This window comes from Haloarcula sp. JP-Z28 (assembly GCF_011440255.1).
Lineage (GTDB): Archaea > Halobacteriota > Halobacteria > Halobacteriales > Haloarculaceae > Haloarcula > Haloarcula marismortui.
The window spans coordinates 1-18,400 of sequence record NZ_JAAOHT010000037.1 but is presented as its reverse complement, the minus strand read 5'-3'; the positions used below and the strand labels follow the sequence as shown (position 1 = coordinate 18,400).

Below are 18,400 nucleotides of genomic sequence, written 5' to 3'. Positions count from 1 at the left end.
ATACGCGGTGGACAAGCCAGATCGAGTGTTGATTAATCACAATACGGTCCGTCCGGCCGAACTGAAGGCTGTCTACGAGTCGCTCGTAAGCGATCGGACAGTTCAGAACATTATCACGGACTTTGTACACAAGAAGGAGGACAACATCCGTGATTGCATCAATTTTCTACACTCTGTTGATATCATCGAACGCGGCCGCGACGACCGCGTCGTAAGCCCATTGAACCGCGATATTTTCCCAAATGTTACGTTCGAAGCACGACTCCTCTATCATCTCCGCCAGCAACGGTACCCAAAGGAACATTTGACGCGGATTCAGAATGTCGCGCTCGAAACCGATGCTCGGTCGGTCACGCTTGACGTACTCCTCCCGCAAATAAAGGATGTCCTTGACCAGTACGACTTTGCGTGGAACAAGACCAAACTCCGCATGTGGCGGTCGCTTAGCACGCAACTCGGGTTGGTCTCCGAAACGGAAACGCGCGGTGTGGTCCTGAGTCCGTGCCGTCGCCTCCTTTACGATCTTCTTGAACTCTACGAACAACGAGAGGACACAACAGACCTGTATAGCGCCCTCACATGGATTGAGGAGAACTTCTTCAACGTCTTCGAGACAACGACTGGCTCACCCCGCGTCCATCCTGCGATTTCGGATGTCCTCCAAAATATGGAATCCGATGACGTTCTCGAACTCCGTGGGATGTCCGACGCGAAGAGCGAAGTCACCTTCCCTGAATCCGTGCACACACAGCGCCCCCGCTCGGTTAGCGTCTACGAACTTGCACCGATGCCCGAGTCGCCCGCTTATCAGTACCCGCTTACGCATTTCGACCAGGTGATCACCCAATGAGTTCGATGCCCAGAATCTGGGACGAAAGCGTCGTCCGTGACTACCTGACGCCAGAAGCCCATCAGAAATCCCGCGAACAGTTCCTGAAAACACACATCGATATCGATAAAATCGACTACGAGTGGCTTACTCCATATGACGGAAACGATGAATATGTTACCCAGGAAGATTTCCGTGATGCAATCCTCAAATCTGAGATCGATGATGACAACCGTATCTTCATCCTTCGTGGTGAGACTGGAAGCGGCAAAAGCCAGCTTTGTCAGTGGCTCGAATACCAGATCGGCGCCGACCCCGATGAGGGGGACGATACGCATATCGCCCTCCACGTCTCCCGGAGTAAGACGGGAATCGGCGATATCCTCGACATCATCTCCGGACCGATTGACACCGACATCACAGTGGGTGACGTCTCGAACCTCGACCCTGTGAAGGTCGCTGACGCGATTATCACCTCCCTCGAGGCCTTCGGGTCGCAAATGGCGCAGTTTAACGAAGATGAGATAGAGGCCCTCACCGCTGACCGCCCGACAGCGACCGATCTTCGGACGATCCTCGAGAAAAATATTGCCGAGTATCAGGAGTCCGCGACAAGCGAGGGCAAAAAGCGCATGTCTGACCTCATCACAAAGAAGGATTACAGAGATCTCTCGATGGCAGCTTTCGGCTCGACGAAGGGCGCAGATACGCTCTTTCCCGCTCTGCAGGGTCAGGTTCACGGCACTCTCTCCTATCACCTCGGCGTCGAAGATTTCCAGGGCAAACTTGAGGAACTCTCCGAAGAGTACAAAGATCGAGACCTCCGGCCGGTCCTCATCTGCGAGGATCTTACGACGTTCACCGTCCTCAAGGAGCAACTACTCGATCACATATTCCAACTCGACAGCGGTCACTACGATGTCGTGCTCGGATGGACGTCCGGGTGGGAGAAAGACGACCTCTCGCGCGCTCTCGGTACGAGCCAGGGCATCAGCACGTACATGGAGGATCGTGCAGAGGGGTATCTTAGCACGACGGACGAAGATGGACGGGCGTACTTCCTCGATGACGACCTCACCGTCAAACTGGCCCGGAAATATATGTCGACAATCATCGAAGAGTCGGATACTCAGGAGGCGCTCCCCGATGGTGTCCTCGAGTCGTTCGACCATCTGTATCCGTTCAACGAGACGTTCATCGAGGAGTCGTACAACCATCTCATTCAGGATGGGAACAAGCGTCGCACTCCCCGCCTACTCTTGATGCGGGTCATTCGAGAGTGCCTCAGTTCGACCGTTCCGCCGTTCGAAGCGATTGAGGATAACCCGTATGTGGAACCGTTCCCGTCACCAGTCGATCTCTCGTACTCGGAGAGTCTCCAGCGAATCGGCAAGTGGTATGGGAGTGCGACGACCGATCGTCGGCTCCGTACTCACCGCCAGATCCCTGAGACATTCGACGTTCCGCTAACCGATGTCGACATCGACGACGACTGGGCGTATTTCGAAGGGGATGTCCCGGCTCCGACACTCAACCTCGGGGTCAGCGAGGGCACGCTTCACCCCGGCGAATACATCATGCTACAGGCAACGCTTGACAGTCGTGGCGAGAAAGGTGTCACGATTAATTTCAATGGCAATGAGGTCGCGACAACTGACTCTGACGGCCTCGCTTCTGTTCGGCTTCCGGACGAGAAGGGAGACGTCACGTACCAAGCTGAGAAAGATAGCGAGACCGACAAGACGACCGTTACCGTCGTCGAACCAACTGACGACACGTCCGTTTCCGTCACAATCAACCCGAAGACGCCGACTGTGAGCGACGAAGTCACGGTCACGGCACGCGTGAACGGCGAACCACGAAGCGGCGTACGTATCTCAGTTGATGGTGGCGAACTCGGCGAGACACGCAGTGACGGTAAGATCCATTTCAACGCGCCGGATGCCGATTCGGCCACCGTAAAGGCTGTCTATGGCGACGCACGCGATGAGACGACAATCGATATCGAGAGTTCAGACATTCATGTACCCGTTGAGACCGATCTCGACTCGGCAACGGTCAAGGAGTACCTCCTGCAGTACCGCAACTGGGTCACAGTTGGTGAAAAATATGACAGTTCGACAGTCCTCCGAGAGGGTGCCGCTGGCGTTCTAAAAGAGTGGCACGACCCGACGCTCCTCGGCAATCTCAATGCGCGCAATGACGGTGTTCACGGCGTCTATTACACCCGTGGAACTGACATTCCAGTCACGATCGTCGGCACAGACGAGCGTCAGGGGTTGAGTTTCGATCTTGACTTCGGTGTCGATTATGACGATATCTACGAACCGCTACTCTGGTACGGCATCAGCGAGTCGGGTGAGTTCCCGCAGGAGGACAAGTACGATCTTAATTACGATCTCCTCCGTGCATGGGCCGACGAGCAGGTCGCCGGCTTTCGGTCGAAGATGCGGGCCGATCTGGAAGAATGTATTGACCCGATGACGCTTGAGGAGTTTACCGTACTCGCACAGTTCCTCATCCTCAACGCGACGACCGGCCGCCGCGAAGTCGAAGCCAATATGATGTTTGAGAAACCGCCACAGAAGGGCGACGAGAACCAATTCGTCCCGGGCCTCGGAGACAAACAGCCGTCGGATTTCCGAGACGATACTGAAAAGCTGCTCAGGTCTCGAAACGCCCCCTACAACCTTGCACAGGGTCTGTTCCTCATCAAGTCGAACGTTGTCGACAATGAGCGTCTCTCACGAGCGGTCGAGGCCGTCTCGGAGAACCTGGACCGCTACCTGCTACAGGCCATGCAGATTGACACAGCGGACCTCCCCGACGCCTACCAGATTAGCACCACTCGGTCAACTGGCTACGGTGTAGACGACCTCTTCGAGCGCGTGAAGAACTACACGACGACACTCGACGACGTTTCGGCAGAACGGAATGCAGCGCACGTCACTGAAACCATTGAGACGGTTACGACCTATTACAACCCGAACCACAACCAGGAGGACCTCCACGACGCACTCAAAGAGCTCCACGACGCTCTCAATAAACTGGGCGCGAGCAAGTACGAGTCGTGGAGAGAAGCCCGCGAAGCCGTATCGGGTGACGTAGAGATCGATCTAGAACGGTTCCGCCAGCGAATGCGTACGTTCGAGGATATTTCGGATAAGAGCGGCTACGAACTTATCGCGACGCTCCACGATTATGAAGAGAGCCGATCAGCGGAAGTGGCGTGGGAAATCTACGAGGCGATTGCGGGTATGATCAAGGAAGCCGAGGGGGTAAAGCTCCCCGAGGATGTCGGTTTCCGCGACCGCGTTAGAGAACTCTCGGAGTTCGAGACGTACGAGCAGCGGCGGCATAAGATCGAGACCACCCTTGGAGGAAACTAACTATGGCCACACAGACCACGGCACTCGAGTCAGACATCGATAGCCTTGAACAGAAGGCGGAGGAGTACGACACGCGAACGAACACCGAAGAGCGCGTCGCCCAAGCCAAAGAAGATCTGAAGGAACTGATTCGGGCGCTTCAAAAATTCCAAAATGTCCTCGACGATTTCGAACGTCAGGCCGGAATCCTCACAGAGGTATTTGGACGCCCCCTTCCGTCGAAAGCGACGAGTGCCCGTGACAATGCCCGCTCGATTACACAGGTCTCGCAGGATGACGTTCTCGACATGATTGACGACAGTAACCAGTCGTTGTCGAGTCATATCGATGAAGTCAGAGAAACGCGAGAGGACCTAAACGACGCGCGACACTTCATCGACGAGCAACTAAAAGAGATCCAGCGCCGAAAACTCGATGACGCCAACACCGCCGAGAGCATTCAGAAGATTGTCGGCGAGAAACCGGACGCTATGGATACAATCAGTCGGTATCGATCGTTCCTCCGATCTATCTTCAGCCCGAACGACTCGGTTTCCCAGCTGAAATCACAATGGCAGGGACTTGAGAAGGCCTTCGAGAACCTTGATACGGACTGGGAGGGCTTCCAGAGACGCCACAGCCTCAGCGATCAGACAATCGAGGATTTGAAGGATCTCAGTGAGGAGGGAGAAGTCGACCTTGACGACCTCTCGGATATGAGCGTCAACGAGATGCTAGACGTTCCCGAACTCCGATCGACGGTCAAGGTGAGTCTATAAATTTCAATGGAGAACCCTGCAAGACGCGCAGAGACGGCGATGGACGCCTATCGGAATCACTTCATCGGCGCCGGTGGACGAGCGGCGCGGAACGTCGCGCATCGCTTCGAAGCCACCGACAACGGTGAGGAGTCAGTTATCGGCTTCCGTGGCCCGTTTCTGCAAGCGCTCGATGTCGCAAACTGGAGTACGGAGTCATGGCTTTCGTTCAGCAAGCGGGCAGGAATCCATCCGCTTGTCCGTCTCGCGTTCGAGGATATCGGGTTCCGCCGCCTCTACGACTTCCAAGAGCGGAGTGTCGAGACGATTCTCGACGGGCAGGACACCGTCATCACAGCTGCGACCGGCCGAGGGAAGACCGAAGCGTGGCTAATCCCGATTCTCGACTACATTCTTAACGCGAACCAGGGGAAAGTCGATGAGAGTGGCCCGGACGATGTCAAAGCGGTCCTTACGTATCCGACAAAAGCGCTCGCGCAGGACCAGTTGAAGCGCCTGATTCAGTACCTCTATCGTATTAATTCGGAGCTCCCGACGAACGACCGGATCACCGTCGGGATCTACGACGGAGACACGCCGAGCAATATGTCCTCGCGTGCGGAGGGGTATCTGAATGCGACGTTCAAGTATTTTGAATGTCCGGGCTACAACGACGCGCTCGAGAAATGCCAGAACTGCGGGAAGAGTGTTCACGTCCGGAACGCCGGCCAGCGTTACGAACTCGAACCCGAAAAGAAGCAGTGTGTCGACGACATTCCGCTAGACTTCCTCCGATTGACGAAGAACGAGATCCTTGAGGAAGGAGTCGACATCCTCCTCACGAACCCGGACACGATCAACCTCAAACTCGTGAACACGAACGCGAGCGACGAACACGATGCGTTCGTCTATGAGCCACAGTTCTTCGTCTTCGACGAGGTCCACACCTACGACGGCCTCTTCGGGAGCTATACGGCTACGCTCACGAAGCGCATTCGCGCACTGCGTGAGACACGCAACGTTGACGCCCCGCAGGTAATTGCGAGCAGTGCAACTGTCGAGAACGACGTCGAATTGTTCCGCCGCATCAGTGGAGCGGCGAACGTCGCGCACGTCGATGAGAAGCCTCGCGAACTTGACCCACCACCAGTCGAGAACGTACCCGATGCCCTCTATGAGGAGTCGATTACGGTCGCGCAGGTGCGTCGCGCGGTCCGTGGTGAGAGACCGTACCCGGACCCGCTTAACTCGTTCGAGCCGTCCATCGACGACCCGAGTGCTATCGACAATGAGAGCCTCGACGAACTACTCAGTGATGCGCTCTTCGAGTATCTAACCTCAACGTCGAACGATTCGGTTGTACACACTGTACAGCACCTCCACGAGCAACTTGCCGACGAACCGGAGACGCGCGAGGCGTTCCTCGAAACCCTTGAGATGGAATACTCGCTCACTGCCGCACAGTCGGAGACCGTCCTCGAGAACTTCCGAACGCTTGGAGAGTACTCTGGCTTACTGGAGAACCGCAGCCACCTCTTCTCGTGGCCGCTCGACGGGTTCTACACCTGCGCACAGTGTGCGGCCGTCTATCGGTCCCCACAGGACTCGTGTAGTGAGTGTGAGTCCGGTGTCGTCACGCGTGCGACTTATTGCCGTAGATGCGCTGAAGAAGCCCTCGTGGCGTGGTATTGTCCCGAGTGCGCTCAGCTCGAGCCCTATACGCCGTCCGAAGAGGGGAGCTTCGCGTCGCGAGATAAGCAGTACTGTGGGCGGTGTGAGGCCGCACGCGACGACGAGGTGCGTCTGCTTCGAGTGTCGTTCACACCAGAACTGGGGTGTCAGTCTTGTGGCGCTGTCGAAGACCGTAGCGTCATTGAGGACTGTACGTGTGGAGCGGCAATGACGCGCACCGCCGCCGACGAGTGGACGTGCACGAACCCCCAGTGTGGCCGAGCGGAATCTTCGGATGCAGGGTGTTCCACCTGTGGCTCCGAGCAACGCGTCCTCCAAAGGAGCGACGCGGCCGTCGATTGTCCGTCCTGTGGGCAGAAACACGACGCGTTAGACACTCCGTGCCAATGCACGTGTGGGCATTCGGTCGCAAACACCCGGCTCATTCCTTGGACATGTACGCACGAGGGATGTACGTGCGACTACTACGCGCCGTCGCCGCCGGCGAAGTGTGAGTGTGGTGCGGAGACGTTCGTCAAGAGGGGTCTATTCGAGGTCTTTGAGAACGACCACTGTACCGAGTGCGATACCGCTGTCCTCTCTGGGTCGTCCTGCCAGTGTGACGAGCCGGCTCTCCACCAGCAGGCCGACGCTTTCCAGTCCTATCAGACAGTCACTACGGACAGACAAATTGTTTCGGTTCGCGACCATACGTCGGTCGTCCCATGTCGTCATCAGCGACTCGGGTATCGGATTGGACAGCGTTTCGACGAGCTGGTCCGCAGCCCGAACAATATCGCCGTCACTACTTCTCAGTACTTGCTTCGCGAAGTCGCGGACGACGAGGACTACTCGTCGGCGAAGATGCTGTCGTTCGCCGACTCCCATCGCGATATGAAGGAACTCGGTCGCGATTTCAACGAGCCGGAAGTCGAGACACTTCTTGATCAAGCACTCGTAGAGGTAATTCGTACCGCCGACGACTCTTGGCCGACGCTTGACGACGTGCTCACAGAATCGATGGCGTGCATCGATGCCCTCCACGAGGACCTCAGTCCAAAACGGGGTCTCCAGGACATCTCGTTCGATCTGAAAAGACACCTCGTCGACCGCGCCCACCGGTTCATGGATACGGAAGAAGCGATTCGAGACAGACTCCGTAGGCGGGCGATTCCACACAGCTACACGCAGCGGTTCCGGGAGCGCGGCGGATCTCTGACATCGGACGGACTCGTCGATGTCCGTGTCGATCCGGCTGCTCTCATGGACCTCGATGATGCCGAGCGTGACCTCTTACGTAGAATCGTTGATAACGGCAATGGTTGTCCCGCCGACTCACTTGTTGACCGCGTCGATGATCGAGCACGTGACGATGTCATTGACTCACTCGTCGAACGTGGCGTCCTCGGTGAGGAGAGCGACGACTATCTCTCGCTGAATCCGGCGGTGCTCGAGTTGACGCTTGCCGGTGATGCTGACGGCATCCATTACGACCCTGAGTCAGGCCGGTTCTCGCCATCGTGGCTCAACCAACTTGGAATCCGGTCAAGTGACGTGGTCTCCTTCCAGACCACACTCGTGGAGCGTGCTGATCCGAGTCACGCGCAGTTCCATCAACGCGCGTACCGCGCCGAGTACTCGCAAGCGCGAATCCTCATCGCGAACGTCTACCTCGGAATGACGGACAAACGTGAGCGACGGGAACTCGAGTACCTCTTTCGTGAGGGAAACTACCCTCACTTCCTCTCTTCCGGCCCGACGATGGAACTTGGCGTCGACATCGGCGATCTCGACGCGCTCCTCCTCTACGGAGTACCGCCTAACATGAACGCCTACCTCCAGCGCGTCGGCCGCGCCGGCCGCAGTTCGCACTCCTCACTTGTTCACAGCGTCAGTCAACGGAATCCCATCGACTACTACTACTACGAAGAACCGACAGACCTCATCAGTGCGGACCCGAAACCCGTTCCACTCAATGAGCACAACGAGGAAGTCCTTCGCGTCTCTCTCTCGTGGGCAGTCTTTGACTACATCGCAGCGAACTTCGTTGTCCCCTGGGAGATAGACGGTTGGGGACCGAACGCCACCGTGTCGGGCGGTGACGATTTCGAGCGTCGCGATAGCGAGACGGACGATTCCGACTACGGGAAACTCACCCACGTGATGACGCTTCCCGTCTCCAAACTTGGCCTTGACACCGATGTCTCGAAGCTATCCGCGCTTGGAACAATTGTCAGCGATAACGAGCGACAGATCCGCAACTACTTGCGGTCTCTGCTCGCGTACCAGTACTGCACGGACTGCAGCGCGAAATACGACCGTGAGGACGCAATCGCTACCTGTCGAATCGAAGGGTGTCATGGTCGGGTTCTCGACGCGCAATCGGAGTTCGGCGGTCTCGTCGACGAGGCAGTAGCTTCTTTCCAGGAGCGCTATCTCGACCAGTACCGGACGTACCGAGATCGTCTTGTCGAAGAACAGCAGACGTTGAGCGAGGAGCGTACGACTCTCCGGCGGGATAAGCGACGCGCCGGACGCGACGAGGCTGCGCGTCTTCGCCGTCGCGAGAGCGTGGTCGCCGAACGAATCAGTGCACTTCAGGAGCGTCTCGACACACTTGAACGACAGTCCTATTCCGATTTCCTCCAGAACGCTCGTACTAGCAAGTTCGCGTTCACTATGCGGAACGTCTCGAATAACATCGGGTTGACGTTAGTCACCGAGCAGGACGGCGAATACACTCGCAGAGAGGTCGGTGGGAGCTACGGCGGACGGAACGTCCGGATGGCCATTCAGGAACTCCATCCCGCAGCAGCGTATCTTGACGATGGAGAGACGTACGTCGTCAGTCACCTTCGAACGGACGACTTCGAGTCTTCGACTCTTCGCGAGCAAGTCGTGGACGCGGATACCGACGCTGACCACCTCGCCGAGGAGAAGGTCTGTAGTGCCTGCCATATGTCACATCCGATTTCTGCGTCCGAGTGTCCCTGTGACTATGATGCTCGGCTCGAGCGCCGCCGCCTCGTCGCAATGGATAGCGTCGAAGCCCACCGCGACGACCTACGAATGAGCAAGGGTGGTAACTCGGCCCGACAACTCTATCAGAAACCCGACGAGGAAGTCCAGAACACTTACGCGGAACGCGAGACTTCCGTCCTGGAATTTGAGCCGATTGAGTCCTTCCGCGTTCACGATGGAGACGGCACACTGGTTGGGTCGCTTGAGTACGGAGACTACACCGTGCTCACGCACACCAAAAGCTACCGCGCGAAGTACAAGAACGGCGAGACCGATCCGCGCCAGACACTCTTCGAGGTCTGTGGGGAGGAGAACTGTCCAGGTATCGTCTATCGCGACGATGAGGATAACGCGCAGTGTTCCGCGGATCCCGAACACAGTCCGAATCGGCGCGGCGCCGACTCCGAGTACGTCCGTCTTGGTTATTCTTACGAGACGAGTGGCCTCCGTGTCTCATTTGACGATGCTGAGCAGTCGCATACGTTCGTCCACGGCCTCCGCGTCGCGCTCCAGTCGCTCGGCGGAGTAAATATCAGGGAGCTCAACGAAACGACGGCTGAGGATCATGTGGACTTGCTTGACGCTCAGGAAGGCGGTGCGAACATTGCCAAGCTTCTCGTCGAACGCGACGCGGGTGACTTCCGGAACTTCCAGCACGCGATGGGACTGATCCGAGAACATTTCGTTTGCGATTGTGAGGATGGTTGTCCCCTGTGCCTCTACCAATACGGATGTGACGAACACAACCAGCCACGATCGTTCGCACGTGATAGCGTTCTTGACTACTTCGAACTCGGACTGCCGACGATCGCACCGGCCGAGACAACTACCATCGATTCGCCAGCTACAGACTCATGAAACACGACACACTCGCGCACGCTGAAGACCTGAAACGCTCATACGGCGACCACTACGTCGCCAGCCAAAACACCGCGACGCTCAAGGATATTATTTCGCGTTACGAGGGTGGGACAGAGCAGTCGCTCCATGATCGACTCCCCGAATTTATGCGGACGCGCGGTCCGTTCCTTCAGGCGCTAAATCTGCCACGGCAGAGCGACACTCTATGGCCAGCGTTCGCCGAAAGCCGGCCGTCGATCGCCGACGACGCGCCCGACGGCCTCAATGAGGACATCGTTCGTACGTTCTCCGAGGCTGGCTTCGAGCGCCTCTACGCGTTCCAAGAGGACACCGTGGATGCGATGCTCGCTGACGACCACACACTCGTCACCGCTGGGACCGGCCGCGGCAAGACTGAGAGTTGGCTCATTCCTATCCTCCAGTACATTTGTGAGGCCAAAGACGGCTATCACGACGCCGATCCGCAGAGCGTCAAGTGCGTTCTCACTTATCCAACGAAAGCACTCGCACAGGACCAGCTGAAGCGTCTCATCGAGTACCTCTCCACGCTCAATGAGACGCGAACCGGTACCGATCAGATCACCGTCGGAATCTTCGACGGTGACACCCCACACAACGACCCGGATGCTTACTCGTATCTCGACACGTCGTTCAACTACTTTGAGTGTCCCTGCAGCAACTGCTCGTCCTCGCTGACGGTTGAACGGACTGAAGAAGGCTATCGCGTCACGCATGACTCGTCGGCGGAAATGGGAACCGATCTCGACTTCATCGAACTCACACGCGAGGAAATCGTTGATGCGGAAGTCGACATTCTCCTCACCAATCCAGACACTGTCAACTATCGGCTGTTCAATATCAACGAGCACGACGAACAGACCGTGTTCGTCACGGAGCCAAAGTACGTCGTCTTCGATGAGATTCACGAGTACTCGGAGCTCTTCGGCTCATTTACCGCGACACTTATGCGTCGCTATCTCCGGTCTCGTCGTTCACTACTTGGACTCGATGATGACGTTGGCGATGGCCTCCGACTTGTCGGCGCTAGCGCGACCGTCGAGAACAAACGTGCGATCTTCCAACGCATCAATCCCTTCACCGACGCGGATATCACCGTCGTCGAGGAGGACCCACGAACGCTCAAGTGCCAACTCCCCGACGATCTCCCTGCTCCGCTCGTTGAACGCACCGCGGACCCGGATCGACTCGCGGATACATCCTCGAATTGGACGCCTGCCGAATCCCTCATCGCAGATGTTATCGGAGAACTGCCAAGCAATTCCGATTCTGAGGAGCGGTTGCGCATCGCTGGTGACCGACTCTACGACACCCTCCTTGACGAGCGCGACGACAGCCTCGATATCGTCCGCGCGCTGTACACAACGCTTCACGAGGAGGCACAGCGGCCCACTGATCTTCGAGAGACACTCACGGACACCTACGACCTTACCGACGACCAGACCGCACGACTTGTTGATAACTTTGTTACGCTCGGTCAGCTATCTGGTGTCCTCGAGAGTCGCGCTCACCTCTTCAGTTGGCCGCTCGATGGCTACTACACCTGCGTGAACTGTGCTGCCGTCTACGACACGCCGCAGTCCGAGTGTGCCCAGTGTGGCCATCACTTCGTCACGAAACTTGCCTACTGCAACCACTGCGGTGAGGAAGCGCTCGAATCCTGGTTCTGCCCGGACTGCGAACGGCTCTCCCCACTCAACGTCACGTCTGGCGAGGGCCGCTTCGAGTACTTCCAAGACCACACGTGCAGTTGCGGAACGGAGACAATCCGGACGGTCTGGCGTTCCTACTACGAGTGCTCAGGGTGTGGTGATCGACAGAAGGTAGACCGGATGACTCACTGTCCGGACTGCGAAACCGTCATGATCCTCAGTGACGACCAGGACGAACTTGTTTGTCGAAACCCCGACTGTAGCGTCACGCTAGAGACCGGGACCGAGATAGTCTGTAAGAACTGTCACTCGCACGATCTTGAACCACTAAGCGATGACTCCGTGCTCTACTGTGAGGACTGTGGCGACGCCCGCGAACAGGAAGCTGGCCACCAGTGCAGTTGCGGGGGGATGCTCCGTGCGAAGCGCTACCTCGGATGGTCTTGTAGTGACCCGGAGTGTGACACCGTCTATTTCGGCGAACCCCCCAACACCTGCGACTGCAACAAGCGGCGGTTCGCACGCACTGGTTTGCTCGACATTAACGCGATTGACCACTGCTCGAACTGCGACACCGATCTCCTACCAGGTGCCGAGTGTCGCTGTGACACCCCCACGATCTCGCCGACAGTTCGTGGATTCCGCGAGTACAAACTCGTCGACGAACTCGGACAGATACGCAAACCCTCGTCGTTCCATGGTGCCGTCCCGTGCTACGATCCAGGAAAGACCTACCGGAAATCCTCACGATACGAGTCGATGATTCGCGGGCCCGGGAACACCGCCGTTACGACCGCGCAGTACCTCCTCCGCGAGATCGCGGATGTCGACGACCCGGACTCGTTCCGGGAGGCGAAGATGCTCTCTTTCGCTGATAGCCAGTCAGATATGAAGGAACTCAACCGGAACTTCACCGAACCTGAGCAGACGCTCTTCGTCACGCAACTCGTTGTCGACACGCTTGGTGGGGCCGACGACTGGGTTTCGCTCGCTGACCTCCAATCCACAGTCGTTGAGCGTGCCGTGGAGTACGAGGACATGCTCACTGAGGGCGATGGTGGACTGCTGGAAGCAATGACAGGCTATCGACAGTCCGTCGATGACTTTCTGAAGAAGGAAGTCGCGGCACGCGTCCTTCGTGGACGCTACAACAACCGCTGGCGGAGCCGTGACCACCTCCCTTCCAATGGTCTGCTTGATGTCACCCTTGACATTGACTGGAGTACACTCGACGCGGGTGAGAAAGCCGTAATCGAGGCGTTGAACGAGCAGAGCAAGCAGTATGTCGATTCGCTCAGTGATGATATCGAGGATGCGGGTCGACACGTCCAGTCCCTCATGGAACAGGATATCCTCCGTCGCATAGAGACTGACTCCGGATATCTCATTGGATTCGACGAATCCTGTGTCTGCTGCACAACTGTAGATGCGGATACGACAATCACATACGTTCCCGCTACGGAGTCGTTCTACTCGACGCTCGATGAGGTCTTCACTGACCACGATCCGGGTCTCGACAAGGTCACGTTTAGCGCTGATTCCCAGTCCCGAAGCGGGTTCACGCACCCACACTTCGACCTCACGGCCTACCGCGTGAACTACTCGGACCCTCTACTGCTCGTCTCCCGTGCCTACTTCGGACTCACGGAGAAGGATGAACGCCGCCGCATCGAGTATCAGTTCCGGGAGGGACGCTACCCCAACTTCCTCTCTTCTGGGCCGGCGATGGAAGTTGGGATGGACATCGGTGATCTTGATGCGCTCCTTCTCTATGGCACCCCACCAAACACCAACTCGTACCTCCAACGGATCGGTCGCGCCGGTCGACAGTCCGGGTCGTCACTCGTTCACTCGATCAGCCAGCGCAATCCAATCGACTACTACTACTACGAACAGCCGAACGAACTCATTCAGGCCGAACCCCAGCCTGTCCCACTCAACGAGACAAATGAGGAGGTGCTTCGCATCTCGCTGACGTGGGCGATACTCGACTATTTCGCCACCGAATATTGGATTCCGTGGCGTCGCGAGACCAGCGATGTCGTCGACGAACTCTACTGCGAGGAGGACCTCGTCTCGCGCAGTGAACCGCGGCCGAACGACATTGTGACTTTCACCGCGCTTCTCGCGAGCGAGAACGAGGCGATCCAGTTTGTCGATGAGGAAGCTCCTCTCCAGACCCTCAAGACCGCGTATGAGGAGCATCGAGCCGAGGTTCGTGACTGGTTGGAAGATATCCTCGGCTTCAGTTACTGTCGTGATTGCGGTCGAAAGCATGAGGTCAGCTACGAGGGCCCCTGTAGTCGATCGGACTGCGAAGGTCGTGCCGTCTCTGCCGTCGACGCCCACGAGGACGTCATTGAGGAGGCGATGACGGCCTTTGTCGACGAGTTCGTCGAGAGCTATTTTGACTTCGAGGACGACATCCTCGATGAACTCGACGAGGTCCAGACACAACTCAACGAACTCAATCTGGAGTCACGTGGTCGGCGGAACCGCCGCCGACAGAGCCAGGATGATCGCGTTGAGCAACGCGACGAGCGGGATCGACTACAAAGTCGGAGTGCGAATCTGAACCAGTATTTGGACCGGCTTGCACGAATGGATTATGGGTCGTTCCTCGAAGAGCATAGCACCACGCCGTTCAGTCTCCGTTCTGTCGAGGATACTGTCGAGTACGAACTTATCGGAGAAGACTTCGAGTCCGTGACCGACGATTTGCAGTCCCGGCCAATCCGGACCGCGCTCTCTGAACTCCATCCCGGCGCCGCCTATCTCCACTCGGACAACCAGCGCTACGTCGTCACCGGCGTCCGCGCCCATTCTTACCAAACCTCGCAGCTCGAAAGCACCGCCGCGATTTGTCCGACCTGTGGAGCCGAATTTGACCTCGGTGAGGGGCCCTGCGAAGAGTGTGGCTCCGACCTCAAGCGCCTGAAGACAATCGTCCCCGAGCGCGTCACGGCGTACAAGTCTGATCTCGTGCTGGGTCAACTCCCGAACGGCGATTCCCTCCTCCCGACTCGACTGTACCAATCGGATTCGGAGGTTCAAGATACCTACGCTCCTACTGAGACGGATGTTACCGCGTTTGACCCCGATTCGGAGAAAGCGTTCACCATTACGACTGACGACGGGGACCCCGTAGGGCGGTTCGACTACGGGGACGTCACCATCAAGTCCTCTGTCCGTCAGTTCAGCGCCCACTACGCCGGCGGCGGCTCCGACCCGCTCCCTAGTGTCTTCGAACTCTGCGGGAAGGAGAACTGTGACGGCGTTATCGCACGCGACGACGAGACGGCGTATTGTATGCGTCATCCAGAACACTCGACTGAGAACACGGACGTTGTCCGCCTCGCGACCGAGTTCGACACGAAGGCTGTTCGTATCAAGTTCGACAACGAAGATCTCGAGCACGCGTTCTCCCACGGCGTCCGTATGGCGCTCCAGTACATCGGCGGCGTCGGCGTGCGTGCCGTCCCCGAATCGCTCGCTGAGGACGGTACCTACGTCTTCGACAACGAAACAGGCGGCAGCGGTGTCACCGTCCTGCTTACGATGGGGTCCGGTGATACGCGCGAGAAATTTGACACCGCGGTCGATTTAATCAAAGAGGCGTTCGAGTGCGACTGTGACCACGGTTGTCCATTCTGCATCTACCAGTACGGCTGCGAGAATCAGAACGATCCAGAGACGGTCGCGAAAGACGACCTCATGTCTCTCCTCGATGCCGGCTTGACACTCACCCAGCGCGACATCGAGGCGAGCGATGACGCGTAACCTTCCGGATGCGATTCACGACCTGCAGACACGCTCTCCGGAGGAACTCTGGGGCGTCTCAGCTGAGAGCCTCTATCTTGCCGTCTGCGCCGTCGCGACGGACACTGACTTCTCACACGCGCTCAGGCCATACCGCCTGGCCGCGGTCCTCCAGACGAACGACGAGCGCACTCGCGAAACTGTCGCCGACGCTCATCGGTTCCTCCTCTCCGAGTTCGGTCTTGTCACTGCCGGCGGCGAATTGACTGACTGCGGTCGACTCGTACTCGCGGCTGAGCGACCCTGTGATGCCATCCGACTCGTCGCCGCTCGTCGACTACCGAACGTCCAGCGATTCCTTCGCGAATTCGACACTATTGAGACTGACCGCCTCCCGCGAAGTGAACTCGAAACGCTCCTTCGCGACACGGAGGACAAGGTCTTCATCACACCGCTCCTCGCCTCACTCGCGTTCGTCGACCTCTACCCGGAAGGCGTTGTTCTAGACTCCGATTTAATCACGCAGACAATCGACCAGCTTGAACGGCACACCACCTGTCCGAGTACGGCGATTACGCTCATCACCGCACTCACGACGCTCGACGACCACCGCCTCATAGCTCGCGTTACGACGACCTACACTGATGCTACCGTCACGCCGACAGAAGTCGACCAGACGACCGCACTCGACGCACTCGGCACGATCGAGCACGACCCGCCAGCACGTACACCAATCGCCGAGTTTTCCGATGCGATCGAAGACACTCGGGTAGCCGTCGCAAACGACGCCAAGACCTTCGAGACCGCTCTTGACCCTGAGGACCACTCCGTCGAATGCGACGACATGACCGTCGATAGCAACCTCCTAGCCGACGCGTTCTCCAATAATCCGTCTGACGAGGCTATCACGACGACACTCAATCTCTTCGCCACGATTCACGCCCATCCAACTCTCCACTCAGTCGCAATCCCCTCGCTCACAGACACCCTCGGCCTCGACCCTTATCCTCTGTATCGAACCCTCTCAGACATTTCCGGAGTTGATTGCTCGCTCCGGGATGATCTCCTGCTTACCTTTGACGCTGTTCCGGCCGCCCCGGAGGGGACTGACCACTACGACAGCTTCCGCGACGACCTTTTTGACGCGCTCCATACGCGACTCTCGTGGTACGACGCTCTCACCGATGTTACGCTCCGGGAAACTCCGCAGGAGCGGGCAGACATCATCGAATCGCTCGTCATGGGTGTAAACGATGATGTTGTTGCTCCGACCTACTTTGTTTACACGCTCCCGGACCCAGACGCTCTTGGGAAGGAGCGCATGGAGAAGTACGTCGGCGATCAGCCCGCACTAAGACAAGAACGCGCGCGCTTGAAACGTTGGAAGGACCAGCGGGACAACGACCTGCGCCGTTTCACCGAAATGACCGACCGCCTCTTCGCACGTGGCCAGGAGCATGACCTGGATGAACGCGTCATCCGTATCATGACGCCATACGACGACGAAACCTTCTCTGAGTACTCCTCACAACTTCGGAGTCTGCTCCGAGAGGGCTACGAACTTCGCCTCCTCACGCGGCATACGAAGCAACGCTGGGAGTGGGAACGACTCCGGGACAATCTCCTTGGCGATCTTGAGGAGAACCGCGAGAATGTCACCATCCGGACGTACTCCCGGTACAAGAAGTATCAGCGGATTACGAGCGAGACAGACGAAACTGACCTCACTGAGTTCGGCATTCATGCAAAACTTCAGACGATCGGACACCCGACCGAGGGTGCTGCACTCCTCGGCTCAGCGAACTTCGTGGAGAACAGTTACAACTGGAACCCCGAATGCGGTGTCTACACCGAGAATTCTAATTTTGTCGCCGCCGCGATTGACTTCTTCGACCATGTTTGGGAACTCGCAGCGGCCGACGAGATTGACCTTACCAGCCTTCAAGATATACCGCGACGTTCCTTCTATCCATCCTACTACACGTGATTGCGGAAGGCTGCAATCGTGGCTTCCAGTCGTCGTTCTTTTCACGATGTTTGATCGCTCACGTGGGTGGTTTAATAGCCGGCTGAGAGCCCTATGATGGGCGGACGATGGGTTGTGCCTCTGACCGTCCGCCTTATCGATTCCTGTATACTGATTAATTGTCACAAGCTCACGAATTCTGCTCTGTTGAATAGATGCTGAGTCGCAGCTATTCAGCAGAACAAATATAGAGAATTATATAGGTAGTGATTCGAACTTTTCGGTGAGAAAGTAGGCGAGTTATATACTCAGTAGTCGCCGCAGAAAGTATGAAGACGGCAAACACCGTCCGGACAGTATTTTAGTAATACGCTCTTGCGTAGGAGATTGTGGATATTGTTGAGCGGCAGCTGTGGATTCGAAGAGGACAAGGGCACCGCGTCAGCGGTGCCCGACACGAATGATTCCGCTAGATGTGTTTGGATCGGAATCGGTCG

At 57.3% G+C, this 18,400-nt stretch carries 6 protein-coding genes; all 6 read left to right on the top strand.

Going from position 1 to position 18,400, the window contains the following annotated elements; all coding sequences use genetic code 11:
• The first annotated feature begins 25 nt into the window (after positions 1-25).
• The 6 genes from G9463_RS13795 to G9463_RS13770 are packed head-to-tail and all read left to right on the top strand — an operon-like array spanning position 26 to position 17,924.
• Positions 26-850: a hypothetical protein gene (locus G9463_RS13795; RefSeq protein ID WP_370457920.1), complete on the top strand. Its 825-nt coding sequence runs from the start codon at positions 26-28 to the stop codon at positions 848-850.
• Positions 847-4,218 carry an S-layer protein gene (locus tag G9463_RS13790; RefSeq protein WP_165897012.1) on the top strand — a complete coding sequence of 1,124 codons (3,372 nt, stop codon included), beginning with the start codon at positions 847-849 and terminating at the stop codon, positions 4,216-4,218. Before G9463_RS13795 ends, G9463_RS13790 begins: the two co-directional genes overlap by 4 nt.
• Positions 4,219-4,220: 2 nt before the next feature.
• Positions 4,221-4,976: a hypothetical protein gene (locus tag G9463_RS13785; RefSeq protein WP_165897011.1), complete on the top strand. Its 756-nt coding sequence runs from the start codon at positions 4,221-4,223 to the stop codon at positions 4,974-4,976.
• A gap of 6 nt (positions 4,977-4,982) precedes the next feature.
• Positions 4,983-10,505 (top strand): DEAD/DEAH box helicase, encoded by a 5,523-nt coding sequence (locus tag G9463_RS13780; RefSeq protein WP_165897010.1) that lies wholly within the window; start codon positions 4,983-4,985, stop codon positions 10,503-10,505.
• A complete protein-coding gene (locus G9463_RS13775; protein ID WP_165897009.1) occupies positions 10,502-15,958 on the top strand; it encodes a DUF1998 domain-containing protein in 5,457 nt (1,818 codons plus the stop codon). Before G9463_RS13780 ends, G9463_RS13775 begins: the two co-directional genes overlap by 4 nt.
• Positions 15,948-17,924, top strand: coding sequence for a phospholipase D-like domain-containing protein (locus G9463_RS13770; protein WP_165897008.1), 1,977 nt, complete (start codon positions 15,948-15,950; stop codon positions 17,922-17,924). The genes G9463_RS13775 and G9463_RS13770 overlap by 11 nt, the downstream gene beginning before the upstream one ends.
• Positions 17,925-18,400 lie beyond the last annotated feature (476 nt).

Coding starts and splice junctions, on each gene's coding strand:
- G9463_RS13790 (WP_165897012.1), top strand. CDS start 847: ATGAGTTCGATGCCCAGAATCTGGGACGAAAGCGTCGTCCGTGACTAC.
- G9463_RS13785 (WP_165897011.1), top strand. CDS start 4,221: ATGGCCACACAGACCACGGCACTCGAGTCAGACATCGATAGCCTTGAA.
- G9463_RS13780 (WP_165897010.1), top strand. CDS start 4,983: ATGGAGAACCCTGCAAGACGCGCAGAGACGGCGATGGACGCCTATCGG.
- G9463_RS13775 (WP_165897009.1), top strand. CDS start 10,502: ATGAAACACGACACACTCGCGCACGCTGAAGACCTGAAACGCTCATAC.
- G9463_RS13770 (WP_165897008.1), top strand. CDS start 15,948: ATGACGCGTAACCTTCCGGATGCGATTCACGACCTGCAGACACGCTCT.